At 39.7% G+C, this 23952-nt stretch carries 31 protein-coding genes; 18 read left to right on the top strand and 13 right to left on the bottom strand.

Annotated features, from left to right (window positions below):
- Positions 1–141: 141 nt before the first annotated feature.
- A complete protein-coding gene (locus tag TES1_RS07300) occupies positions 142–747 on the bottom strand; it encodes a class I SAM-dependent methyltransferase (RefSeq protein WP_042681519.1) in 606 nt (201 codons plus the stop codon).
- A 153-nt stretch (positions 748–900) separates the two neighbouring features.
- Here TES1_RS07300 and TES1_RS07295 point away from each other — a divergent pair, with 153 nt between their 5' ends.
- The gene (locus TES1_RS07295; RefSeq protein WP_042681517.1) at positions 901–1236 is read left to right on the top strand and encodes a hypothetical protein; all 336 of its coding nucleotides are present in this window, start codon (positions 901–903) and stop codon (positions 1234–1236) included.
- Positions 1237–1267: 31 nt separating this feature from the next.
- Here TES1_RS07295 and TES1_RS07290 read toward each other — a convergent pair whose 3' ends face one another.
- Complete coding sequence (locus TES1_RS07290; RefSeq protein WP_042681515.1) at positions 1268–1876, bottom strand: TRASH domain-containing protein; 609 nt, start codon at positions 1874–1876, stop codon at positions 1268–1270.
- Positions 1877–1991: 115 nt separating this feature from the next.
- Here TES1_RS07290 and TES1_RS07285 point away from each other — a divergent pair, with 115 nt between their 5' ends.
- From TES1_RS07285 to TES1_RS07270, 4 genes are all read left to right on the top strand, one after another.
- Positions 1992–4394 carry a heavy metal translocating P-type ATPase gene (locus TES1_RS07285; protein ID WP_042681513.1) on the top strand — a complete coding sequence of 801 codons (2403 nt, stop codon included), beginning with the start codon at positions 1992–1994 and terminating at the stop codon, positions 4392–4394.
- 10 nt (positions 4395–4404) lie between these two features.
- Positions 4405–4716 (top strand): thioredoxin family protein, encoded by a 312-nt coding sequence (locus TES1_RS07280; protein WP_042681511.1) that lies wholly within the window; start codon positions 4405–4407, stop codon positions 4714–4716.
- A 141-nt stretch (positions 4717–4857) separates the two neighbouring features.
- The gene (locus tag TES1_RS07275) at positions 4858–5322 is read left to right on the top strand and encodes a hypothetical protein (RefSeq protein ID WP_042681510.1); all 465 of its coding nucleotides are present in this window, start codon (positions 4858–4860) and stop codon (positions 5320–5322) included.
- A 44-nt stretch (positions 5323–5366) separates the two neighbouring features.
- Positions 5367–6161, top strand: coding sequence for a 4-phosphopantoate--beta-alanine ligase (locus TES1_RS07270; protein WP_042681508.1), 795 nt, complete (start codon positions 5367–5369; stop codon positions 6159–6161).
- A 1-nt stretch (position 6162) separates the two neighbouring features.
- Here the strand turns inward: TES1_RS07270 and TES1_RS07265 are convergent, their stop codons facing one another.
- From TES1_RS07265 to TES1_RS07235, 7 genes are all read right to left on the bottom strand, one after another.
- Positions 6163–6894, bottom strand: a complete 732-nt coding sequence (locus tag TES1_RS07265; protein WP_042681507.1) for a helix-turn-helix domain-containing protein — start codon at positions 6892–6894, stop codon at positions 6163–6165.
- A gap of 96 nt (positions 6895–6990) precedes the next feature.
- Positions 6991–8040, bottom strand: coding sequence for a N(4)-bis(aminopropyl)spermidine synthase (gene bpsA / locus TES1_RS07260; protein WP_042681505.1), 1050 nt, complete (start codon positions 8038–8040; stop codon positions 6991–6993).
- 101 nt (positions 8041–8141) lie between these two features.
- Positions 8142–8609: a hydrogenase maturation peptidase HycI gene (hycI, locus tag TES1_RS07255; protein WP_173391295.1), complete on the bottom strand. Its 468-nt coding sequence runs from the start codon at positions 8607–8609 to the stop codon at positions 8142–8144.
- A 25-nt stretch (positions 8610–8634) separates the two neighbouring features.
- Complete coding sequence (locus TES1_RS07250; RefSeq protein WP_042681503.1) at positions 8635–9360, bottom strand: Mrp/NBP35 family ATP-binding protein; 726 nt, start codon at positions 9358–9360, stop codon at positions 8635–8637.
- Positions 9357–9773, bottom strand: coding sequence for a hydrogenase nickel incorporation protein HypA (gene hypA / locus TES1_RS07245; RefSeq protein ID WP_042681501.1), 417 nt, complete (start codon positions 9771–9773; stop codon positions 9357–9359). The genes TES1_RS07250 and hypA overlap by 4 nt, the downstream gene beginning before the upstream one ends.
- Positions 9774–9867: 94 nt before the next feature.
- Positions 9868–10869, bottom strand: a complete 1002-nt coding sequence (tdt, locus tag TES1_RS07240; RefSeq protein ID WP_042681499.1) for a TDT family transporter — start codon at positions 10867–10869, stop codon at positions 9868–9870.
- 142 nt (positions 10870–11011) lie between these two features.
- The gene (locus tag TES1_RS07235; protein WP_042681498.1) at positions 11012–11386 is read right to left on the bottom strand and encodes a NifB/NifX family molybdenum-iron cluster-binding protein; all 375 of its coding nucleotides are present in this window, start codon (positions 11384–11386) and stop codon (positions 11012–11014) included.
- Between the two features lie 134 nt (positions 11387–11520).
- Between TES1_RS07235 and TES1_RS07230 the strand changes: the two genes are divergently transcribed.
- Positions 11521–12234: an ATP-binding protein gene (locus TES1_RS07230; protein ID WP_042681496.1), complete on the top strand. Its 714-nt coding sequence runs from the start codon at positions 11521–11523 to the stop codon at positions 12232–12234.
- 35 nt (positions 12235–12269) lie between these two features.
- Here the strand turns inward: TES1_RS07230 and hypE are convergent, their stop codons facing one another.
- The gene (hypE, locus tag TES1_RS07225) at positions 12270–13280 is read right to left on the bottom strand and encodes a hydrogenase expression/formation protein HypE (protein ID WP_042681494.1); all 1011 of its coding nucleotides are present in this window, start codon (positions 13278–13280) and stop codon (positions 12270–12272) included.
- Positions 13281–13365: 85 nt separating this feature from the next.
- The gene (gene hypF, locus TES1_RS07220; protein ID WP_042681491.1) at positions 13366–15678 is read right to left on the bottom strand and encodes a carbamoyltransferase HypF; all 2313 of its coding nucleotides are present in this window, start codon (positions 15676–15678) and stop codon (positions 13366–13368) included.
- 207 nt (positions 15679–15885) lie between these two features.
- Here hypF and TES1_RS07215 point away from each other — a divergent pair, with 207 nt between their 5' ends.
- The 8 genes from TES1_RS07215 to TES1_RS07180 are packed head-to-tail and all read left to right on the top strand — an operon-like array spanning position 15886 to position 19758.
- Positions 15886–16491 carry a Na+/H+ antiporter subunit E gene (locus TES1_RS07215; protein ID WP_042681490.1) on the top strand — a complete coding sequence of 202 codons (606 nt, stop codon included), beginning with the start codon at positions 15886–15888 and terminating at the stop codon, positions 16489–16491.
- Positions 16467–16748 (top strand): monovalent cation/H+ antiporter complex subunit F, encoded by a 282-nt coding sequence (locus TES1_RS07210; protein WP_042681488.1) that lies wholly within the window; start codon positions 16467–16469, stop codon positions 16746–16748. Before TES1_RS07215 ends, TES1_RS07210 begins: the two co-directional genes overlap by 25 nt.
- Positions 16745–17059 (top strand): monovalent cation/H(+) antiporter subunit G, encoded by a 315-nt coding sequence (mnhG, locus tag TES1_RS07205; protein ID WP_042681486.1) that lies wholly within the window; start codon positions 16745–16747, stop codon positions 17057–17059. Before TES1_RS07210 ends, mnhG begins: the two co-directional genes overlap by 4 nt.
- The gene (locus tag TES1_RS07200; RefSeq protein WP_042681484.1) at positions 17040–17288 is read left to right on the top strand and encodes a hydrogenase subunit MbhD domain-containing protein; all 249 of its coding nucleotides are present in this window, start codon (positions 17040–17042) and stop codon (positions 17286–17288) included. The genes mnhG and TES1_RS07200 overlap by 20 nt, the downstream gene beginning before the upstream one ends.
- Entirely contained in the window at positions 17285–17530 is a 246-nt protein-coding gene (locus TES1_RS07195) for a hypothetical protein (RefSeq protein WP_042681481.1), read from the top strand. Before TES1_RS07200 ends, TES1_RS07195 begins: the two co-directional genes overlap by 4 nt.
- The gene (locus TES1_RS07190) at positions 17527–17949 is read left to right on the top strand and encodes a Na(+)/H(+) antiporter subunit B (protein WP_042681479.1); all 423 of its coding nucleotides are present in this window, start codon (positions 17527–17529) and stop codon (positions 17947–17949) included. The genes TES1_RS07195 and TES1_RS07190 overlap by 4 nt, the downstream gene beginning before the upstream one ends.
- Positions 17942–18235, top strand: coding sequence for a cation:proton antiporter subunit C (locus TES1_RS07185; protein ID WP_042681476.1), 294 nt, complete (start codon positions 17942–17944; stop codon positions 18233–18235). The genes TES1_RS07190 and TES1_RS07185 overlap by 8 nt, the downstream gene beginning before the upstream one ends.
- Positions 18232–19758 carry a proton-conducting transporter transmembrane domain-containing protein gene (locus tag TES1_RS07180; RefSeq protein WP_042681474.1) on the top strand — a complete coding sequence of 509 codons (1527 nt, stop codon included), beginning with the start codon at positions 18232–18234 and terminating at the stop codon, positions 19756–19758. Before TES1_RS07185 ends, TES1_RS07180 begins: the two co-directional genes overlap by 4 nt.
- On the opposite strand, the gene TES1_RS07175 is transcribed toward TES1_RS07180, so the two are convergent.
- Positions 19741–20148 carry an ACT domain-containing protein gene (locus tag TES1_RS07175; RefSeq protein WP_042681472.1) on the bottom strand — a complete coding sequence of 136 codons (408 nt, stop codon included), beginning with the start codon at positions 20146–20148 and terminating at the stop codon, positions 19741–19743. The two genes, TES1_RS07180 and TES1_RS07175, sit on opposite strands and share 18 nt — an antisense overlap.
- 137 nt (positions 20149–20285) lie before the next feature.
- Between TES1_RS07175 and TES1_RS07170 the strand changes: the two genes are divergently transcribed.
- From TES1_RS07170 to speE, 4 genes are all read left to right on the top strand, one after another.
- Positions 20286–21434 (top strand): cation:proton antiporter, encoded by a 1149-nt coding sequence (locus TES1_RS07170; RefSeq protein WP_227738475.1) that lies wholly within the window; start codon positions 20286–20288, stop codon positions 21432–21434.
- 223 nt (positions 21435–21657) lie between these two features.
- On the top strand, positions 21658–22131 hold the full coding sequence (locus tag TES1_RS07165; RefSeq protein ID WP_042681468.1) for a pyruvoyl-dependent arginine decarboxylase: 474 nt from the start codon (positions 21658–21660) through the stop codon (positions 22129–22131).
- Between the two features lie 45 nt (positions 22132–22176).
- Positions 22177–22551, top strand: a complete 375-nt coding sequence (gene speD, locus TES1_RS07160) for an adenosylmethionine decarboxylase (protein WP_042681466.1) — start codon at positions 22177–22179, stop codon at positions 22549–22551.
- Positions 22552–22745: 194 nt separating this feature from the next.
- Positions 22746–23582: a polyamine aminopropyltransferase gene (speE, locus tag TES1_RS07155; protein ID WP_042681463.1), complete on the top strand. Its 837-nt coding sequence runs from the start codon at positions 22746–22748 to the stop codon at positions 23580–23582.
- On the opposite strand, the gene TES1_RS07150 is transcribed toward speE, so the two are convergent.
- Positions 23579–23902 carry a helix-turn-helix domain-containing protein gene (locus tag TES1_RS07150; protein ID WP_042681461.1) on the bottom strand — a complete coding sequence of 108 codons (324 nt, stop codon included), beginning with the start codon at positions 23900–23902 and terminating at the stop codon, positions 23579–23581. The genes speE and TES1_RS07150 overlap by 4 nt on opposite strands.
- Positions 23903–23952: the final 50 nt, after the last annotated feature.

Genomic DNA, 23952 nt, shown 5'->3' with positions numbered 1-23952 from the left:
GTATATAAGATTTTTGATTAAGGCAATATTCTCAAGCTTGCTTTTTAGAAAATCGAAAATAATTTGGTTCTATTTTAACAAAAAGTTTAGAATAAAGAATTTCCAACCTTTCATTGCCTTTACACACTTTTGTCCTCAAGCTTATTTTGTTGCAATGATAAGCCTCACGATGTCAAAGAATAGATTTTCAACTTTCTCTATCTTAAAACCAGCCTTTTCAATATTCTTCTGCGTTTCTCTCACCATTGAAGTTCCTACTAATGCTTTTGTTATTGGATCCATTAAGTAAAGCGGGATATTCAAAAGCTTTGATTCGCTTTTCATGTGCTCCAAAAATATTGCTTTTCCTCCAGGTTTTAGGACTCTATAAACTTCCTTTAATCCTTTGATAGGATCAGGCACCGTACAAAACACGAAAGTGCTCACAACCGTGTCAAAAGTGTTGTCTTCAAACTCTAAATTTTGGGCGTCCATGAGCATTAGCTTAACGTTCTCCAGACCAAGCTCTTTTCTCCTTCTATCTGCTTTCTCAAGCATTCCTTTGCTGAAGTCTATCCCAATAACTTCAACACCTTTTGGGTAGTAGGGCAAATTTTTGCCTGTTCCAACACCTACTTCAAGAACTTTGCCTTTAGCTAATCTTAAAGCTTTCTTTCTGTATTTTGAGAAAGCTCTCCTTTCCATTAAACTCTCAAAGGAATCATAAATCTTCGAAAACCTATCATACTTTTTGGCAGTCTCAGCCATTTCTATCACAATTTATAATTGTGTAAACTTTGAATTAATTTTATTCTTTCATCTTGTGAAATCTTGTCAGTTGCAATTTACACATTGAAAATGATAAGCCTATTAGCGTTTAGCTCATAGGTATATTCGAAACAACAAAAAGAGGTGGTTGAAATGGAGTGGAAATCAATATTAGTTGGGTTTATACTAGGAGCGCTCATAGCAATTCCTATCGGTTTGGCTCATTCAGGGGCTGACTTTAACGATGAGAAAGTTTTCAGAGGCCCAACATGGGGCTGGGGAATGCATGGTGGAATGATGGGCTATGGAATGATGTATGAACAGCACGAAGAGATGGAGAAGTTCATGGAAAGCGGGAACTTCACGGAGGTGCATGAAGAAATGGAAAAAGAAATGGAGCCAATAATGGAGAAGTACATGGGCGAAGGCTGGAAGGAAATGCACGAATTCTGCGAAAGAGCGATGGGCATTGAAGAAGATGAAGAGTGAATGAACCTCGCTCTAAATCATTTCTTTTTTGCTAATGTTCATGGTGTTCATGAGTATGCTCTACCTCGTGCTCTTTTAGCTTGAACTTCTCTATGTTTTCCCTCGTTCTCTTGAATTCTCTCAAACAGGTAGGACAGCAGAAGAAGTAAACTCTATTGTGGTACTTGTAAACTATCGGCTCTCCGACAATTTCTTTTCCACAGTAGTCGCACTTGAATGGCACCTTAACCTTGGGAGGGTGCTCTTTCTCGATACTCTCGAGAATAGGCATTATCTCGAGCACCTCAAAATTTGCTCCTTCTATGACGTTTCTCAGTCCTTCCATGTCCTCGACAGCTACTTTTATGAGGTACTTTTTGCTCGTGAAGCGGTTGATCTCGATGATTTCCTCAAACTCCTGTAACTTCTCGGGCTCGTCCGTTTTGATTATCAGGGCAACGACGTTGTGAGCCCTCTGGAGTTCAGGGTTAAGTTTGATTGTATAACGCTGAATAACCCCCTCCTTCTCAAGACGTTCCAGTCTAGCTTTTACCGTCGGTCTGCTAACGCCTAGTCTCTCTGCAAGCTCAGAGATGCTTAATCTGGAGTTGTCCATAAGAAGGTATATTAACTTCAAATCCAGTTCGTCCAACTTTACCATGATAAACACCGACAGTTATTTGTTTTCAAAATATAAAAATTCTTCGGTTAATATTTACACTTTGATAAAAATAATCTCCTTAAGACCTACTGTTGAGTAAATATTGGTGGTAGTTATGAAGCTCACGCTTAAAGTCAACGGTATGACCTGTGCCATGTGCGTTAAAACTATAGAAACAGCTCTAAAAGAGCTTGATGGCGTTAAAGACGCCAGAGTCAATTTAAACTCTGAAAATGTTTACGTTGACTTCGATGAGTCAAAGGTCAGCCTAAATCAGATTATAAAGACGATTGAAGAGCTTGGTTACCAGGTGGTCAGGGAAAAGAGAGACGCGATAATAAAAATCGGTGGAATGACCTGTGCAATGTGTGTTAAAACCATTGAAGTAGCTCTTAAAGAGCTCCCTGGGGTTTTAGATGCCCAAGTCAATTTAGCAACTGAGAAGGCTAAAGTAAGCTATGATCCAAGTTTAGTAAGCATGGAAGACATTAAGAGAGCAATTGAAGAGGTTGGCTACCAATTCTTGGGAGTTGAAGGTGAAGAAAGCCATGACGTAGAAAAAGAAGTTCGAGAGAAGCACATAAGGGAAATGAAGAAAAAACTTGCCGTTGCTTGGGGAATAGGAATACCTCTCTTCGCCTCAATGCAGCTTCACAGATTCGGGATTGAAATTCCCAACTTAATTTACATTCAATTCCTGCTGGCAACTCTGGCAATAATCTACGCTGGAAGGGATATCTTTGGAAAGGCTCTCAATTCATTAAAGCACAAAAGCTTAAACATGGAAGTCATGTACTCCATGGGAATTGGTTCTGCTTATTTTGCAAGCGTTTTAGCTACAATAGGAATTATTCCAAGGGAGTTCAACTTTTATGAGGCAAGCGTTTTGCTAATGGCCTTTCTCCTGCTTGGACGCTACTTAGAGACCTTGGCCAAAGGAAGAACGAGTGAGGCAATTAAAAAGCTCATGGGCCTTCAAGCTAAAAAGGCAACCGTAATTAGGGATGGAAAAGAGATTGAAGTTCCAATAAGCGAAGTTAAAGTTGGCGATATTGTCATAGTCAAACCTGGAGAGAGGATTCCAGTCGATGGAATTGTAATTGAGGGAGAAAGCTACGTCGATGAATCGATGATCACTGGAGAACCAATTCCAAATTTGAAGAAGAAGGGCGACGAGGTTATCGGCGGAACGATTAACAAGAACTCCGTGCTTAAAATTGAGGCAAAGAGGGTCGGAAGAGACACAGTTTTGGCACAAATAATTAAGCTCGTTGAGGAGGCACAAAATACAAGACCACCGATTCAGAGATTAGCAGACAAAGTCGTTACATACTTCATTCCAACCGTTTTGACAATAGCACTAATCTCCTTTGGATACTGGTACTTCATAGCTGACCAGCCTCTGCTCTTCGCCTTCACAACACTGCTCAGCGTTTTGGTGATTGCCTGCCCATGTGCCTTTGGCTTGGCAACTCCAACGGCTTTAACCGTTGGAATGGGTAAAGGTGCCGAAATGGGGATTTTAATCAAGAATGGTGAAGTACTGGAAATAGCGAGGAAAGCCACAATAGTTCTCTTCGATAAGACGGGGACGCTAACAAAGGGGACGCCTGAAGTTACAGATGTAGTGACTTTTGGCATGGATGAGAAAGAGCTTTTGAGCTTAGTAGCTTCAGCTGAAAAGCGCTCAGAGCACCCACTAGGAGAGGCCATAGTTAGGAAAGCTCAAGAGCTCGGATTAGAGGGTAAAGAGCCCCAAAGCTTTGAGGCAATAACCGGCAAGGGAGTAAAAGCCGTAGTGGATGGGAAGGAAATCTTGGCCGGAAATAGAAAGCTGTTCAAAGAGAATGGTTATTCAATAGAAGGAGAGGTTGAAAAAGCTCTCCTTAAGCTTGAAGATGAAGCTAAAACGGCAATAATAGTGGCAATTGACGGAAAAATAGTAGGAGTTATTGGAATAGCGGACACAATCAAAGAAGGTGCGAGAGAAGCAATAGAAGAGCTTCACAAAATGGGCAAGAAAGTTGGAATGATTACCGGCGACAATAGAAGAACTGCAGAAGCAATAGCTAGACAGCTCAACATAGATTACGTTTTAGCGGAAGTTTTGCCCCAGGATAAAGCAAATGAAGTGAAAAAGCTTCAGGAGAAGGGAGAAGTGGTCATTTTTGTCGGGGATGGTATAAACGATGCTCCCGCTTTGGCTCAAGCTGACATAGGCATAGCAGTAAGCTCTGGAACCGACATAGCAATGGAGAGCGGAGACATCGTCTTGATTAAAAACGACTTAAGAGATGTGGTTAGGGCAATAAAGCTCAGCCAAAAGACGCTCTCAAAGATTAAGCAGAACATCTTCTGGGCGATGTTCTACAACACCATCCTAATACCCTTCGCCGCTGGACTGGCCTATGTTCTCTTTGGAATCCAGTTCAGACCAGAATGGGCTGCTGGAGCTATGTCATTGAGCAGCGTAAGTGTCGTTACAAACTCCTTGCTTTTGAAAAAAGCTAAGATTTGAGGTGGTTAAGATGATTAGAGAGTTTGATGGAGACTTTGGAAAAGTTGAGAGGGCAAAATATGCCCTCCTTTGGTTTTCTTCTCCTGGCTGTCCGCCGTGTAGGATGATTGAACCGTTTATGCACGAGCTGAGCGAGGAGTATAAGGAAGTGGAGTTCTGGGAGGTCGACGTGGGAAAACATCTCTGGCTTGCGGAAAAGTTCGATGTCATGAATGTGCCCACACTGATTTATCTCAAAGAAGGAAATGAAATCACAAGGCAGAATCTGGTGAGAAGGAGAGAAGATGTTGAGAATATTTTGAAGGATATTATTGAAAGTTAGTTAAAACTTCTTGGGCTTTAGTTCTATGGAAAAGTTTTAAGAGCAATCAGAGTTATATACAAGAATATCCGATGATGAGTGTCATCCCAGCCGAGCCTCAAAGAGCCATGACGACGTTTTATCCCCACCTGAGGTGATCAAATGTTTGGATTTCTGAAAAGAAAGAAAAAAGAAAAATTTGGGCCCTTAATCTATCTAAGCGAGCCCACTATAATTTATCATACCCAGACAGAAAAGGTCATTCTTGAAATTCTTGAAGAAAAGCTTGGTTCAAATAATGTTATTCTTCCTTCAGACTATGGGCTTAAAGGAACAAGCCACATGATAAAAGATGCAGAACTTTTTGTTGCAGTTGCAATAATTGGTAAATTCACCTCTTTGGTTGTAAACGAAATTAAAATTGCTCAGGAGCTTGGGAAGAAAATATACACGCTCAACATTGCTAGAAAAGGAGATGAAATTGAATATATATTTACAGAGGGAATACCTGAAGACATTGAATGGTTAACCTCCGAAGAGACAAACCAGCTCTATGAAGACTTTAGAGGAGAGGAGTTCTCAGGCTTTATGAAATTTTTCTTCGGTGATAGGAGGAGAGAGTGGTAAATCCTTATTAACTTCTTACTGGTCACTTTCTACTAGGTGATACAATGGCTGAATTCAAAGTGCCCAAATCCCATCCCAGATATTGGAGCCTTTATTATCGGCACAAGCTTGAAGAAGCTTTGGAAAAAGGGATTTTAGCAACAGCTGGATTAATAGCTCATGGTAGAGGAGAGGCTTTTGACTATCTCATTGGCGAAAAAACCATTGAACCAGCAGAAAAAGCCATGAGAGCAGCGGTTGCTAAGCTTTTACTAGCTAAGTATCCTGTTCTCTCTGTAAACGGTAATGTGGCTGCGTTAGTTCCTAAAGAAACTATTGAATTGGCAAAGGTTCTCAATGCAAAGATTGAGATAAATCTCTTCTACCGCACAGAAGGGAGAGTTAAAGCGATAGCAGAAGCGTTGAGAGAAGTTGACCCAGAGGTTGAGCTTTTGGGCATAAATCCAACCAAGAGAATTCCAAATCTTGAAAGCGAGAGAGGAAAAGTTGATGAGAATGGTATATGGAAAGCTGACGTTGTTGTTGTACCATTGGAGGATGGTGACAGAACTGAGGCATTGGTTGCAATGGGCAAGTTCGTCATCACGATTGACCTAAATCCCCTTTCGAGGAGCGCCAGAATGGCCGATATCACAATTGTAGACAACATAATAAGAGCATATCCACGAATGATTGAAATAGCAAAAGAGCTGAAGAAAAAACCAAAGGAAGAGCTTAAAGCGATTGTGGACAATTATGACAACGGGAAAATCCTCAGCGAAGTTCTGCTTCATATGAAGAACAGATTAGAAAGGTTGGCTAACCAAAACATATGGAGAATGAAGGAGCTACCTTTTTGATTCAGAGTTCTTTTTCCCTCTTTTCTACAAGCTTTCTGAGGTTCATTATTAGCTCACTTTCACTTTCCACTTTTGAGACCACTAATGGAACCCTCTCCTTCTCAGCTATTTTAACTGCCAGCTCATCAAGTCTCTTAACTCCATGTAGCACTACAACAGCTGGCTTTAGTCCCTGGACTCTAATAGCAATCATAGGACTTCTCCCAGTTGTTACCTTTGTGAAAACCAAAGCCCTCTCCGTTGTCCAGCCATACAGCTTGAGGAATTCTTCACTGCTCATTTCGAGAATTGCCTGGATGCTGTCCACAACAGTGTATCCATAAATCCGTCTATCAAGTAGGTCAATGTTGGCAGCAACTTCTCCTTTAACAGCGTCAACTATGTCTTTTACGGTCACAGGGAGAGCAAATTCCCTAATGTCAAGAATGGCGCTTGTTGGAAACTCACTTCCAAGTGTTTTGCTGAAAGCCTTGATTACGTTTCCTCCTCTTTTTTCGTCGATTTCAAGTAAAGCCTCGACGAACTTTCTTATTGTGGAAGCACCGGGACTTTTTCTTCTACCGCCCTCATAATCGCTAATAACCGAAGAAGAAACTCCTAAATACTCGGCTAGTTCTGTCTGGCTAATTCCGAAAATCTCTCTCCACTTGCGCATGGTTTTTCCGGGGTCTGAAGAAAGTGTAATCTCCCCTGCAATTCTCTTAGCCAAAGCTTCCTTTTCCTTCTCAAGCATGGTATGTTTTTCTCCTTTTGTGATTATAAATGTTTCGGCAATTGCCTAAGAAGAGTCAAATAGGAAGTAAAGCAAAGAAAAGCAAAAATGGAAAGGTCAAGTAGTTGAAGCCTCTTCGTCATTGTAAATGTCTTCATCTTTAATTTCTTCTTCGTACCCTTTTGAACCCTCAAGAGTCTGAATTCTAAACATGTAGCTCTTGTACCAGTTGTATGTAGGTTTAACCTTCATTGGAAGCAATTTCCAAGCCCTTGTCTCCTCTTCATAGCCCCAGTTTACATATTCATTAAAGTTTCTGATTATGTCGGTTATGACAACGTTGAACTCATTTAAGAGGAGCTTTTGAATCTCTCTCCACTTATCAAGAGAGCTTTCTCTTCTTGTTATTCCAAAGTAGCCAGCACAGCCTGGACCTTTGAGCGTTGCAATTCCTCTACCAACGAAAGCTCTTATGGCATCAACTGTCTCTGGTGGGTCTGTTATGAATGTATCAAACTTTCTAAGTGCATAATCTGGTAGGGGCTTTCTTAAATCGAATGTGAAAATCTCAATATTGCTGTAGCCAAGTTCATCCGCAGTTTTCTCGATGAACTTGGTTAACCTGTCGTCAATGTCTAAAACGGCTATTCTCTTTGGCAAGCCTGAAAGCATTAGAGCAATGCTAGTTAAATCATCATCTCCGAGAACGAAAACTTCCTTGTTCTCTAAATCTCCTCTCGTGTGCATGAGAATGATTCTCGCTACCGTAGTTTCGGGAGTCACATATGCCTGATCAAATTCATGTTTTGGCTGTGGTCTGTCTTTAACTATCTCCTTAAACTGCTCAAGAAGCTCGCTAAAGGCATCAATATTAACAGTTTTTCCTTCACAGTGAGGGCATGTGTAGTCCTCTCTTTTACCGATTCCATACTCATCAGCAAATTTCTTGCCTTTCTCTGTCAAAAATACTCCATCTCTGAACTCCACATAGCCAAACTCCTTCAGCGTCTCAAGAACTGTAACGACTAAAGGTAAAGGCTCCTCACTTAAATCTACAATTCTCCATATGTCACTGCTCGCTTGAACTGCGCTCACAACGTTCTCTATCGTTCTCTCATAAACAGGGATATTTGTTTTCTCCTTTACTTTGCCTATAATCTCTCTCACTTTAAGCACCTCCTAAGTTTTTAAGGCTCTTAAAAAGCTCGTAAAGAAAGTTGAGTATGCCTATTTTAAAGTTTTTTGGATAAAATTTTGGAGAAAAGAAGTTAAAACTTCAACTCTTGAGCCAGAATTTCAACCAATTTTTCTGCACTCTTCCTTACTTCCTCACTCATCTCTACAAAAAGACCCAGCTGCTTTGGCTGACATCCAATTAAGATGAACTTTGCGTTTATGTTTTGCTTTAAGTAGCCAACTAAAAGCTTGAGCGGAAGTCTATGAGTTGAAAAACTTTCTCCCAAAGTCCCCTCTGGGTCTGCAATTACAATCTCTCCAGGTTTGCCTCCAAAGTCAACAGCATCTATAAAGATAACGTGTGTAGGGTTTTCGTTGATTATTTTGCCGAGATAGCTCTCTGGGACTTCTCCACAGTTAAGGATGATAACTTTATCGCTTTTTATTCTGTTTTTCAGCTCCTCGACAACTATAACCCCAAAAGCGTCATCTCCTCTGACATCGTTGCCGATGCCACAGACTACAACTTTTTCTGCACCTTTAAGGAAGTCCTCAAGCATTTTTATCACCAAAAATAAAATGAAGTCAGAGCTTTCCAGCGACTTCTCTTATCTTTTCTGCAAATTCACTATTTAAAAGCTCTCCAACATTGCCAATTTTTCCATCTAAATCCCTGTAAAGCGGAATGCCAACCAGGTATGGAACTCCAAACTCTTCGGCAAGATTTTGGATGTCTTTTTCGTCGTCTAGCTTCATATTTTCAACGATGCCAATTATCTTAAGATTCTGTTCTTTGAGAAGTTCAAGTAGCTTTCTGACAACATTCACAGCAAGCTTTGAGGGTGTAGCAACAACCAGAAATTCTCCTCTTTTTAGGAACCTAAGGACATCTAAGAATTGGTCGCCCATTCCAGGGGGCATGTCTATGATTAGGAAATCCAAATCTTCCCATCTTGTGATTGCCAGAAGCTCTATTAAAGCATCGCTAATCTCGTGTCCCCTTAAAGGTGTTGGTTTATCCTCTGAATAAAAAACGATGCTCATGAACTTTATCCCATGAACTTCTGGGGGAACTATTCCTCTATCCTCCTCTGGAAACTCTTTTGCCTCAAATCCTAAAATCACGTGGTCGCTTGCTCCATGAAAGTCCAAATCAAGAAGACCAACTTTATATCCTTTTTCAGCTAGGACTAATGCTAAAGTTGTTGATGTCAATGACTTTCCCACTCCTCCCTTGCCACTTACGACTGGGATTACTCTTTTAACCTTCTCAAGCCTCGCTTCAATGGCCTTTATTCTTGGGTCAATCATTGTTCCTCACCTTCGACCTTTATAGCCTCAACGTAAACTCCCCTTCCCTTCACAACTTCAAAGTCTCTGCTTCCACATTTAGGACAGCTTACAAATACATGAACGACTTCTGGAATAAAGTGAATGTCTTCCTTTATCCTTTCATCAAATCTGTCTTTAATTTCCTTAAGTTTCCATACATGATCGCAGTTTCTGCATTTGAACTCGGCCTCTTCGACCACAAACTCGATCTCCGCTTCCTCAGCTATTGTTCCTTTTTTAATTTCATCAATTGCGAACTTTAGAATTTCTTCATTAACGTCCTGCAATTCACCAAGAACAACTCTAATACCAAGAATCTTGTCTTTTCCATGCTGTCTAGCGAATTCGATAGCAGTTCTTACAATTCCATCAGCTAAAGCCCATTCGTGCATTTTTACACCTCCCAAAGAATTAGCGTGACCGAGGTTTATAAAATATGCAGTTTTCAACTGTCAACTGCTTAATTAAAAGAGAAAAAGAAATCATCTAAAAGGCAATATGTTTTAGAGTTTTGATTCCGGTTACCAACCATAGACCAAAGAGTAACCAGTAAAGCACAAATCCGAAGCTGTCTATTATGTCTATACCAAAGGCTAAAGCGACGTTGTGAGTTGCACTTACATAGGCTCCAAGCGGAAATATGAATGCCCACCAAGCTAGGCTGTATGGCAGATTGAGTTTTCTGATGTAGTGGAGTGTCATTATTACTGCCATAACAAACCACCAGATGCCAAAGCCCCAAAATATCAGTCCAAAGGCTAAAAAAGGTTCTTTCATTGTTATGAATTCTGAATTCTTCACGAGCATATAGAGTGTTGAAGTTCCAGCGCCAATTGGACCAAGATTGATCCAAATTGCTGGAGCAATTCCACATGGTAGAGGCTCGTGAGCTATGAAGCGATGCATGACTATTGCAAAAAGAGCTAGATAAAGGAAGAACCCAGCCCCCCATGCGAAGTAATTTACGAATACCATAACCTCTTTCCAGATCCCAGAGAACGTGTTCATTAAAGCTCCTCCGCTCAAGGGGATTACGATGAGACCAACGGGGGGAATGAACCAAGCCGGAGTAACGTTCTTGATGTCAATTCTCTCTTGTATGAACATTAGGTATGGGATCAGAAAGGCGAAGAATATCGTTAGAGGCATTCCTATCAGCCAGAACGCCTTTGCAAGTGTGAGATTCTTTAATATCAGTAGATAATCAGCTGAAAGAACGAGCAAAGCTATTGCTATTGTTCCATAAAAATGGCAGATTACAGGGTGATATAGGTCCTTCAGTGCATTCTCCTTGTATTTGAACCACCTCAAAACCCATGGCACTAGGAGAATGAAGAACAACGCTGTATTTAGATACGTCAATCCAACTGCAACGCTTTTTAGTATTGACACTTTGCTCGAATATGCCAAACTAACCAGAGCTAATGCACCTGTGCCCATAACACTTGCAAACCAAGAAGGTGCGAACTCTTTCACACTTATCTTCATTTTTATTCACCTGTCTTTTTCTTCACATGAGAAAATTTTGTTATGAAAATTTTTAAATATTTTACTAAACCAGAAGTCCATGTCTAAGAAAACATGTTAAAATAAAAAACTAATGAAAAGTGTTCAGGAGATGGAATAAATGTTAGTGTCTGTGTTTCTCTTGTTCAATCTTCTCCTTCCAATTTTCATCTACTTTAAGAGCTTGATTTATAAATGCCTCAACAACATCCTTTATTTCCCCATGTGTTCCAGTAACTACCTGTATTCCTAAGCTCTGGAAGTATGCCGTTGCTCTCCTTCCCATACCGTAAGCCAGAACAACTTCTCCTCCATGCTCTTTAATGAAGTTTGGGAGATCTCCTGGGTTGTGTTCGTCAAATGGAACCTTAACAACTTCTACATTTTCAATTTTCTTATTTTGAATATCTACAAAAACAAAATATTTTGCCCTTCCAAAATGCTCGCAAACCTCACTTTCTAATCCTTTGTCATCTTTTGCGGGAATTGCAATTCTCATTATCAATCACCGACCAAATTGTTGAACTATCTTTCATATAAAGTTTGTGCATATGCACATAAATTGTTTGTAATACTAAATATCAAGAAAGTGTTATAAATAAGGTTACTGGTTTTGGGTGTGGTGATATAATAATGAAGATTTTAATATGTGGAAAAGGTGGTTGTGGAAAGAGTACAATTACAGCAATGCTCGGAAAGTACTTAGCGAATAGAGGCTATAGAGTCTTAATAGTGGATGCGGATGAGTCTAATCCTGGCTTATACAGAATGTTAGGCTTGTCCAAGACAAAAACTTTGGCGGAATATTTAGGTGGAAAGAAGCAGGTAAAAGCGATTCTAAATAATCCAGAACTGCCTAAGACCTTTGAGGAAATTCCAGAGGAAATTCTCTCAAAAAGAGAAAACTTAAGTGTGATGAGCATTGGTAAGATTGAAGAACCTGGCGAAGGATGTGCCTGCCCATATGGAGCTCTAGCAAAGAAATTTTTAAAGAGTCTACAACCAAAGAAAGAAGAGATTGTTTTGGTTGATACTGAAGCTGGAATAGAGCACTTTGGAAGAGGAATAGACTTAGAAGTTGATGTTATAGTAAATGTTGCAGAGCCCAACTTGGAATCAATTGAGCTTTCAAAGAAGATTGAAGGCTTGGCTGAAAAAGCTGACTTAAAGCATGTCTTTGTTCTAAATAAGGCTTTACCAGAAGTTTTGGACAAAATTAATGTTAAGCCCGATGTGGTCATTCCATTCAATCAGAAGTTCATTTACGACAGTTTGGATGGCAAGGAAGTTGAAGTTCTTCCTCAAATAGAAGAGCTCTGGGAAATTATAAAATATAGAAACAGTTAGGGATGGTAGACCTCCCTTTTAATGTTTTGAAAAAATCAACACACCCTTGGCACAGGATCTCCAACTGGGGGCTCCATGAACCTTTTGCCACCAATTCCAGTCTCTAAGATAACTTTGCCTTTATATTCAGCGATAACTTCTCCAATTATTGCGGCATCTTTTCCTCTCTTTGTCTTTCTCATGGCTTCAAGTGCTTCTTCGGCATACTCTCTTGCAACGATCATAACAACCTTGCCTTCATTTGCCACTTCATAGGGGCTTATTCCAAGCATGTCACTTGCTGCTCTAACTTCTGGCTTCACGGGAATATCACTTTCTCTCACGAGAATCCCAACGTTGCTTTTTCTCGCTATTTCATTTAAGGCGTTGCTCAGTCCACCTCTCGTGGGATCCTTCATTGCGTGAATATTTTCCCATCCAATTGCATCGGCAACCGCTTTGACAACTTCCCAAATTGGTGCAACATCGCTTTTGAGCTCAGTTTCAAACGCTATCCCCTCACGATGGCTCATTATGGCTATCCCATGATCTCCAACCGTTCCGCTAACTAAAACAACATCTCCAATCTTTGCTCCAGAATCCGTGATGACTCTCTCAGCTATCCCAAGTCCAGCTGTAATCACAAAGATTCCAATCTTGTCTTCAACTACCTTTGTGTCTCCAGTCACTATTGGGACTGGAACTTCTTTGGCGGTTTCATCCATCGACCTTAAAATCTTCTCAAAGTCTCCGCTATCAAATCCTTCCTGAATTATCATGGAATTCGCCAAAGCTAATGGTTCCGCACCCATCACTGCCAAGTCATTAACTGTCCCGCTGACTGCTAAACGCCCTATATCCCCTCCCGGAAAAAAGAGAGGCTTAACTGTGTGCCCGTCAATTGTGAAAACTATGTGCTTGTCTCCAAAAGGAATTGTTGCACCATCATCCAAAGCTTCTAATCCAATTCCTCCCGCCGATTTTAAGCTTAAGTTCTTTAAGATGAAGTCTTTGATGAACTCTTCCATTAGCTCTCCACCGGCTCCATGTTCGAGTTTAATTTTCATTTTGGTCACCCCTGAAACTTTAATGGAATTGGTATTTTAAGCTGTTTTGGGTCATTTTTGAGTAATAAAAATTGAGAAAAAAGAGCTAAAGTGTTAAATCTTCCTTGCTTAAGTATCCTTCCAAGTAAAGCCCGCCCAAAAATGCTTGTCCAACGTTTATGCCGTTGTCCCCTCTGGGAACTTCCTGAGTGACGTAGAATTTTAGTCCGTTGCGCTCAACGATTTTCCTTATGGTTTTGACTATCAGCTCGTTGTATGCAACACCACCGCTTATTCCGACGTTCTTTACTCCAAATTCCTTTGCTTTTTCAACTGCTATCTCTCCAAAAGCTCTTCCAAGGGCTAAGTGGACGGAGTAAGCAATGTCTGCAGGATTTGCGCTCACTTCAAGTGCCTGTCTGAACAGTTCTTCAACTTTAATCTTCTCACAATCAATCGGGATACTAAATCCTAAATCGTTTTTACCTCTGAATGCAAAGCTCTCAAGCTTCATTGCTGGTTCTCCCTCGTATGTTCTCCTGTAGGCTACATTCAGCATAACAGAAAAAGCATCAAGGACTCTTCCTGTTGAAGATGCATAGCTGACGTTTATGTCTCTAGCGAGCTGGTTTAGGATTACATTAAACTCGACTTTGCCATATTTTAGGCTATCAATGGCTTTTGGACAGCATCTTTGAATAATTTCCTTGAGTTCTTCTATGGCGTATATTTTGCTTAGAATACCCATCAAGGCTCTAAGGGGGTAGTAGCTTGCCAGGTCTCCTCCGGGGAGCGGGTAGTACTCAATATGTGCTAATCTTTCCACGTCTTCATAGCTCATGTAAATAACTTCTCCTCCCCAAGTGTTGCCGTCAACTCCATATCCAACACCATCAACGGCTATTCCGATTATCTCATCCAGCTTGTTCTCTGCCATCACTGATGCTATGTGAGCATAATGATGCTGCACTTGCAGAAACTCAACTCCCTCATTTTCAGCTATTTCCATAGCAAGTTTTGTTGTGTTGTAGAGGGGATGTAAGTCTGATATGACCAAGTCGAGGTTTTTAATCCTCAAAATTTTGCGGAAATGTGCTATAGCTTCGCGCATGAACTCAAGGACTTCGACTTTTGAAGTGTTTCCTATGTATTGACTTGGGTAAATCCTTCCGTTCTTGGCAAAGCCGAAGGCATTTAAGAGCTCTGCACCAACAGCTAGACCAGTAAACTCAAATGGAATATCTATCGGCAGAGGCACAAAACCTCTGCTTCTCCTAATGACTGCTCTTTTTCCATCTACAAACCTTATAACGCTGTCATCTGCTCTGTTCAGGATTTTTCTGTTATGCAGAAGGAAGTAATCAGCCAAATCTTTGAGCTCTTTGAATGCTTTATCATTATCTTTGACCATCGGCAAGCCGGGATAGTTTGCAGAGGTCATGACATAAACGGGGCTCTTTGAGTAGTGGAATAGCAAATAATGAATGCCAGAATATGGGAGCATGACACCTATCGTGTGCAGACCCGGAGCTAAAGCCTCTGGAAGCGGGAAAGGCTCTTTCTTGCGAAGAGCAATTATTGGTTTCCTATAGCTCAAAAGCTCCTCTTTTTCAGCGTCACTAATTATAGCAAAGCTCTCAATGGTTTCTAAGTCTTTTGCCATTAAAGCAAAAGGCTGCTGGGGTCTTAGGATTCTCTTCCTCAGTTCTTCAACAACATCTTCGTTCGTTGCGTCGCAAGCAATGTGTATTCCGCCGATACCTTTAATTGCCACGATGTATCCCTTATCAATTAGCTCTGCCGTCTTTTTTATTGGATCTCCGATGATTTCCTTCCCATCTCTTGTGTAGAGTCTGTAAGATGGCCCACAAACAGGACAACAGACTGGTTCAGCATGGTATCTTCTGTTTAGTGGGTCTTTATACTCGCTCTCACAGAATTCACACATCTCAAACTCTCTCATTGTCGTATTGATGCGGTCATAGGGTAAGTCTTCAATTATAGTGAATCTTGGTCCGCAGTTTGTACACACAATGAAAGGATACATGTATCTCTTGTTGGTTGGATCAAAAAGCTCTCTAACACAGTCTTCACAGATTGAAACGTCGGGAGGAATTATTGAATCTCCGCCAGAACCGCCTTGGGAGCTTTTTTCTATGTAAAAGCTATCGAATCCTTGAGGTGGTATCTCCTTTTTCTTAACTTTTTCGACTTTAGCAAGTGGCGGGGCTTTATGTTTTAAATCATTTAAAAAAGCTTTAATGTCGCTTTCGTTTCCTTCGACAACTATCTCAACTCCTGCATCTCCAAGATTTTTTACGTAGCCCCTTAAATTGTGCTCATGAGCTATTCTGTAAACAAAAGGTCGAAATCCAACTCCTTGAACTATACCTTCGACGTGAATGTGATAAGCCTTCATCTTCTCACCTATGTTTTAACTTTGAAAAAAACTAATTTATATCTTTCCAAAACCTAAAGTTGAAAACTAAAGAGGAGTTTTTAACCAAAGGGTTAAAATTAAAGGAGTAAATTTGACAAAACATAATTTTTAGGCAGTTCCCTGTCTAGATAGTCTTTGTTAAAATCTGCAAAAAGGGTTATAACCTCAAAAAACGAATATTAAACCATGAGTAGAGTCCCCTTTTACCTCAAGGAGAGGCTGGAAGAAGTTCATAGAAGGGTGCTATATGAAAGTTATGATGCCCAAAAACTCCCAGTATGGGAACGGATAGTGTTAACCTGGATAGTATTATTTTCTTTTTGGATCGTCATAACTGCAAATACCTCTTTGGATAATCTTGTCATAGGTAGCATTGCAACGCTCATTATTGCGTCATTTATGAGAGACATGCTTATGGAGGATGTTAGGCATAAAGGACACCTAATTGAGAAAATTATCTATTTTCTGTTACTGTACGCTCCTCAATATCTCATAATAATGGCTTTTCGTCTGATTGAAAGCAACATAAAAGTTGCTAAGAATGTCATTTTCATGGATATTAAACCGGGTATTGTAAAAATAAAGACAGATTTGCACTCAGATACGGGGATTACAATACTAGCAAACTCAATAACCTTAACTCCCGGTACATTAACTCTGGATGTTTCAAAGAAGCTTGGGGAGACCTATTTGTATGTGCACTGGATTTATGTTGAGACCCTCAATAGGGAGAAGGCTGGAGAAAAAATCAAGGGGGACATCGAGGAATGGTTAAAGAAAATCTTCTGGTAACACCTTTTGGCTGGGGAGTTTTGATTTTGATATTTACAAGCATCCTACTAACCTATAGAGTGCTCTTTGGCCCCACTTTGCCCGATAGAATAGTTGGGCTGAACACTATAACCACAAAGGTCGTTATAATGATAGCAATTCTCTCAGTAATTAGCAAACAGTATTTTCTGATAGACTTAGCGGTGGTTCTCCTGATGGTCAATGCAGTTGGTGGACTGATTCTAGCAAAATATCTGGAGAGGAGGGGCAAGAGGTGATTGAATATTTTCTTTTAGCCTTTGGAGAGGTTGTAATGATATTTGGGGCTCTAGGGATAATTCGCTTTCCTGATGTCTATACTCGACTGCATGCGGCTACAAAGTGTGATACCGGTGGTGCAATGACAATTCTCTTGGCTTTGGCGCTCTACACTGATGCCTCCATTTTCATCAAACTTAAGCTGCTTGTCTTAGCGTTCCTCATAGCCTTGATAAACCCAATGATTTCTCATGCAATAGCTAAAGGAGCTTATAAATATGGGATAAAACCAGAAGTCGTGGTGGACATGTATGCTTGGGATAATCCATGAATTTTTGTTGTTTGTTATGATAATCATAGCAATAGCGGTAATTGAGGAGGATGACCTAATCAGTGCAGTAGTTAAGTATGCTCTGCTTAGCTTAGTATTTGTCCTAGTTCTCTTCCAGCTTAAAGCTCCAGATGTTGCTTTATCTGCAATAGTTGTTGGGGCGATTGTCATTGGAATATTCTTGTTCACAATAGAAGAAATAGAAAAATCGGAGGGGACAAAAAAGTGAAGAGAATTGTTGGGATTTTGATTATTATCTCATTGGCTTTAATCTTTTTGCAGCTAGATTACTCAAAAGTGGAAGGGGGAAGTTATGAATATTATATCTCACATTGGCAAGACGTGAACATTCCAAATCTTGTAACAGCAATCTTAGCTGACTGGCGTGCCTACGATAGCCTTGGAGAGGCAACTCTGCTTTTTACTGCCGTTACTGGGTTTTATTTGTTGTTAGGAGGTAAGAAAAAATGAAGATGAGCACAGTTGTGCGAACAACTACAAAGCTAGTTAGTCCTTTCCTTGTGACCTATGCAGCTTATTTGATGGTATATGGACATTTAAGTCCCGGAGGAGGCTTTCAAGCAGGGGTTATACTGGCAGTTAGCGTCATACTTCTCATTACCTCACATGGATACAAGAAAGTTAGGAAGAAATTCAAATTCAAGGAAGTTGGTATTATAGAGAGCTCTTCAGCGATCTTTCTTGTGAGTCTTGGTTTGGTAGGAGTGTTGTTTGGTGGATTTTTCTACAACTTCTTGAATGGGGGGAAGTTTGGATCACTGGTGAGTGGAGGAATAGTACCTCTTTTCAATATAGCAGTTGGGCTGAAGGTTGGAGCAGCTTTTACATTCCTATTTTACATCCTGCTGAGGTGGGTTGAAAGTGATTAATGCTGAAACAGCTGGAATAGTTATCATGCTGATTGGACTTTATGGTTTAATAACAAAGAAGAATTTAATCAAGCAAGTTCTAGCTATTAATGTAATCTCAACTGGACTAGTTTTATTTTTTGTAGGGACTGGATACATCAAGGGAGCAGAAGTGCCAATTCTGCCTCAACAAGCAGTTGTTGACCCTTTACCTGCAACTTTGATGCTAACAACTCTAGTTGTTGATGTTGCAATTACTTCTCTAGCCTTAGCGTTGATTTTGAGAATGAGGAGGGAGGAGATGTGATTCCTACTTTAGTTGCTCTTCCCCTATTTGCTGCATTTTTTGTTTCACTTCTTGAAACTTTAAGGGTTAAAGAAAAAAATATCAGGGTGGTGTTTCTAGCTGGAATTTTCTCACCATGGGCAATTTTCATTCATACTGCTACAAAGATACCCCTGAGTGAGATTGTTGGGAATCATGTAAAAGAAGCTGGGATACAGGTTTCTCTCGACATTTACAATTTCTACTTCATATTGGCTGAGTTAATTCTCTTCTCTATTGTTGCTGTTTATTCAGTGGGCTACTTTAAACAACGCGCAAAAAATGGGAAGATTTATGCACTTTTACTTTTAATGCATGCTGGACTATTGGGAGCTTTTATCAGCAGAGATTTGTTCAACTACTATATTTACATGGAAGTTGCCTCGGTATCCTCTTTTGCCTTAGTAGCCCTATCAGATGAAAAAGGAGCGAAAAAAGCTGCATATAAATACTTGGCATTTTCCCTTGTAGCATCTTATCTTTTCATCTTTGCAATTGGCATAATTTATTTAAAAACAGGTTATCTAAATGTTGAACTGATAAGGAGTAAGATTACTGTGTCAAGAGAAATTAATGTTGCTTTGGCAGTTGCTTTCTCTGCTTTAATTTTGAAGTCTGGAATTTTTCCACTTCACTTCTGGCTGCCAGATGCTCACTCAAAGGCCCCAAATCCGATAAGTGCTTTGCTATCTGGAATTGTTGTTAAAGCTCCGATCTATGGGATGCTACTTTTATATCTTGCTCTGCCAATTAGAAAATCGCTCTTAAACATACTCACACTTATAGCGTTCTCATCAATGCTGATTGGAGTTATTTTTGCCATTCTCCAGAAGAATGCAAAGCGCCTATTAGCATATCATACAGTTTCTCAAATGGGCTATGTGCTTTTGGGAATTTCAACATTAAATCCCATTGGAACAATCTATTATGCTTTTGCCCACACTCTCTTTAAAGGCGGACTCTTTTTAAGTGTTGGGACATTGATAAACTCCCAAAAAACAAAAGACTTAGAAAGGCTCACATATAGACACGATAAAATTTTAATGATAAGTATAATAATGCTCAGCTTGGCAATTGGGGGGATATCCCCCTTTGTAGGGGCTTTTGGAAAGAAGCTTCTTTTGTCTAATCTCAGTGGAGTTCAGTTGTATCTGTTCTACATAGCTGGAATTGGAACGCTTGTATCATTTACCAAGCTAAATTATTATCTAATGAAGCCAGAAGAGTCGATTAAAAGTAATTTAACACAGCGGATGCTTTCATTTACTATTGCAGTATTAACCTTAGCTTTTGGAGTGTATTTTGGTTTGACAATGTCCTACAAAGATTTATTGATAATTTTGGCTGCAATTTTGACTTTTTGGCTACTGCAGAGAGTTGGATTTTTCAGTATGGCTCCAAAGAAACATTTTGGAGAAAGCATGAAAGAAGCAGGAAAAGAAGTAAATATATACATGATTGTCTTTTCACTGTTTTTGTTGATTTTGTTACTCCAAAACTTTTAAAGTAATCTCTTTGACCTCTTCTATTTCACTCAATTCCCTTTTTAGTTCTTCAAGGTCAATTTTCATTCCACTTACATCAACAACAGCTACAATTGCAGCAAGTCCAAGGCCTTCGAGTTCTTCAGCTTCACTGAATAAGATATTCGCTTTATTTCGCCCTAATGTTCCACTAATTTTTGCAAGGACACCAGGCTTGTCTTCAACTACTAGTTCAATTTCAACAAGTTTTTTGCCCGGTAGAGCGACTCTTTCTATGTGTATCTCCTTCAAGTCGGTGTCAATTTCAATTAAGAAATAGGAATCCTTGACCAATCCTATCTCATATGCAAATTCGAGAGGAATTTCAATTTTTCCATTTTCCTTTATCCTTACAATTTCATAGTGCCTCATAGTACATCGAAGTTAATTAGCGTCCCTCAATAATAAACTTTATGAATCAAAGTTCGAAATTTTGCTATAGAGTTCAAAATTTATCCATAAGTCAAAAACTTTCCCGAAAAATTTTTAATAATGTTTTTCATAAATAAATGGGGATTCACGTGGAAGTTATAGGCTACGTTTTTATCATCATTGCAGTGGCGAGAATTTTGGCAGAAATATTTGAAAGACTAGGATATCCTGGATTTCTTGGAGAAATCACTGCTGGCCTTTTCCTTGGTGTGGTTTTAACAGACCTCCCAAGAGATGATATGAGTCTATTAGCTGAGCTTGGGATATTTTTCTTAATGATCTATGCCGGTCTTGAGTTAACACCGGAAGAAATTCACCTCGGAGGCAAGAAAAGCCTACCAATATATATCGTCACATATATAACAATGCTCTTTCTAACACTTCCCTTCACGAACTACGAAATCTCAATGGATAATCTGATAGTGGCATCGATTCTAGCTGTCGCTTCAGCCCCGATTGTTATCCGATTCACCAGATTTTTTGGTCAGGAATTTCTTCATGTTGCTCTTTCATATGCTGTTATTAGTGAAGTGGGAAGTTTAGTGATCCTCTATTTGCTAATAAATTTTGAGCTTCATCATCTAAGCTATATGGAACTCTTTTTGGAGCTTGTTAAAGACATTGTATTTTTGGGTACAGTGCTTGGATTAAATTACTTCATCGGTATTCAGCACAAAGTGTGGATTATGAGAACGTTGAGAAGATTAAAGAGCGATGAAGCGGTATTTGGATTAGTAATGATCCTTGCAACGTCCTTGGCTTTAATAAGTGAGCAGATTGGTCTTCACTTTAGCATTGGAGCGTTTTTAGTAGGGCTGATACTTCACAGCGACTTGGTAGGTACAAAGCAATATGAAAGAGTGTATACTATAATCTCCGGTGTTACTTATGGAATTTTTGCTCCAATTTTCTTTGCTTGGAGAGGAATAAATTTTGAGACTGAATTTTCTTTGGAAGTTGTTTATTTCTTTGTTATAATTTATTTAGTTAGGGTTCTCTTAACAACAATTCTTCTTTGGGAAAATGATCTAAAAACCTCTTTGGCTAGAGGGGCGGGAGTGGCAAGTTTTGGAGTCCTAGGACTTTTGGTTGGTGAAATCGGATATACTTATGGGGTTTTAAGCCAGCATATGTATGCACTAGCCTCTCTCACAAGCATCATGGGAATCTTTGTTTCAGCAACGATTGGTAGGGTTATATCACACATCAATAACAAAGAAACATAAGACAAAAACTGTTTTTAGCTGTTTGTTTTTGTTTTAACTAGTTTATTCTTAGTTATTCTTAAAGTTACTGGATATTTGCTGGCTATTTTAAATTTTAACTGAAAGCGAAAGACTTATAAGCAAACCACCAAGTATGGATTAATTGAACTTAAAATTTTGCAATAATTTTTATTAAAATCAAAATCGAGCCGGTAAGAATAGCCAAAATTGGAGGTAAAGAGAGATGAGTTGGATAACCCCAAAAAAAGCAATTATGCTCGCTGCGAGCGCTGAAGGTGGAACTAAATTGAATGCCTTTGACAATGCACTGCTTAAGATGGGAATAGGAAATGTTAACCTTGTAAAGCTTAGCAGTGTTATTCCATCACATATAGAATGGATTGAGAAGGTTCCAGAAGTTCCAATTGGAATGCTCCTCCCAACAGTTTACGCACATATTGAAAGTGATGAGCCTGATACAACAATAAGTGCAGCTTTAGGCGTCGGAATAAGCGAGGGCAACGAAGGTGGATTGATTTACGAATACAGTGGCTACTGCACAAAAGAGGAAGCCACAGAAATGGTAAGGAGAATGGTTGAAGAAGGCTTTAGAGTTAGAGGATGGAAGCTCAAGGAATTCAGAGTCGCTGCCGCTGAGATAACTGTGAAGAATAAACCTGCTGCAGCTGTTGCTGCTGTGGTAATGTTCCCCTACTGATTCAAATTTTTATGGAGGTGAGAGTGATGGAGGGAGGTGAGTGCGATGGTTCAAGTAACTGTGGACACTCCACTTGGGATGCATATTGTCTTAGACTTATACGATTGCGATCCGCAGATTTTAGACGATATAGAAAAGATAGAGGAAATTCTAACTAAAGCGGCTGAAATAGCGAATTCTACAATTATTGACAAGAGATTTCATAAGTTCTCACCTCAAGGCGTTTCTGGTGTTGTTGTCGTTTCTGAAAGTCATATCGCAATTCACACATGGCCAGAGCATGGCTATGCAGCAGTTGATGTTTATACCTGTGGCGATCACACAATGCCGCTGAAGGCAAGTGAGTATATAATCAAGGAGCTCAAGTGCAAAAGACCAACAATTGTTAAGCTTGATAGGGGGTTGCTTTTTAAGGATTAACTCTTTTACCTCTGCTTTTCTAGCCTTTCAATCTTCTAATCTTTTTCAGTCTTCTGATAACTTTGGAGGTTTTTATATGGAATTCTAACGATTGTTTTCCTTCTAGTACTAGTTTTGGATAGGAGAGTTTATAACCCTAGCCTTTCACTAAGGTTTAAAACCTCTCAGCTGAGAAGTTATCGGGGTGAGAGTTTATGCACTTCATAGAGTGGTATCCAAGAGGTTATGGTGTTGCGTTCAAGATTAAAGAGAAATTATTTGAAACTCAAAGCAAATATCAGAGGATTGAGATTTACGAGACGGAAGGTTTTGGAAAGCTTTTAGTTTTAGAAGGAACTGTCCAATTAGTGGAGCAAGGAGAAGAAAGCTATCATGAACCTTTAGTCCATCCTGCTTTGTTGGCTCATCCAAATCCAAGGAGAGTTCTCATAATTGGAGGCGGTGATGGAGGCACGCTTAGAGAAGTTTTAAAGCACAAAACCGTCGAAAAAGCTGTTATGGTCGAAATTGATGAGATGGTTGTTGAAACCTCAAAGATTTATCTTGGCATTGACAGAGGAGCATTTGAAGATCCGAGGGCAGAAGTCATAATTGGAGATGGCATGGAATACGTGAAAAACACTAAAGAGAAGCTTGACGTAATAATTGTTGACTCAACGGATCCCGTTGGGCCTGCAAAGCAACTTTTCAGTGAGGAGTTCTACAGAACTGCATATAATGTATTAAATGACGATGGGATTCTCATAACACAAGCTGGTAGTGTTTACTTGTTTACAAACGAGCTGTTGGATGCTCATAAAGCAATGAATAGCGTATTCGACAAAGTTTACTACTTCAGCTTCCCAGTGATTGGCTACGCTTCACCATGGAGCTTCCTGGTTGGAGTTAAAGGAAACATTGACTTTACAAAAATTGACCTAAAAAGAGCAGAGGGGCTTGAGCTTATCTATTATGACCCAGAAAGACATGAAACTCTGTTCCAGATGCCAAAATATGTTAGGGATCTGCTGGAAGGAAAGCTTAAGCTTTAGAGCATTCTGTTCGCTTCCTTTTCAAAGCTTTTTATAAATTCTTCCATTTTGCTCAAAAGGGCATTTAATGCCTCCTTTGGGGCTTTTGCTTTGTAGAGGTAGCCAAGCCATCCCCTATTTATTAGCTCCCTCTCAACCAGTCCAAGCTCGAGGAGGTGTTTAAGCTTCTCTCTGACAATCCTCTCAGATAAATCGAGTTTTTTTGCTATTTGCCTTGGGGTTAATTGCTCTTTTAGGAGAAGGGAATATATTCTAATCTCCGAGCTTGTAAGCTCAAATTTTTCAAGGGTGTTTGTAAGTGCTTTTAACAACTCTTCCATTTTAATCCCTATGAAGATTTTTATTCATACCTATTCACAATTTAGTGAAA

The sequence above is a fragment of the Thermococcus paralvinellae genome (assembly GCF_000517445.1).
Taxonomy (GTDB): Archaea; Methanobacteriota_B; Thermococci; order Thermococcales; family Thermococcaceae; genus Thermococcus_B; species Thermococcus_B paralvinellae.
This window is presented reverse-complemented; position numbering and strand designations above follow the sequence as displayed.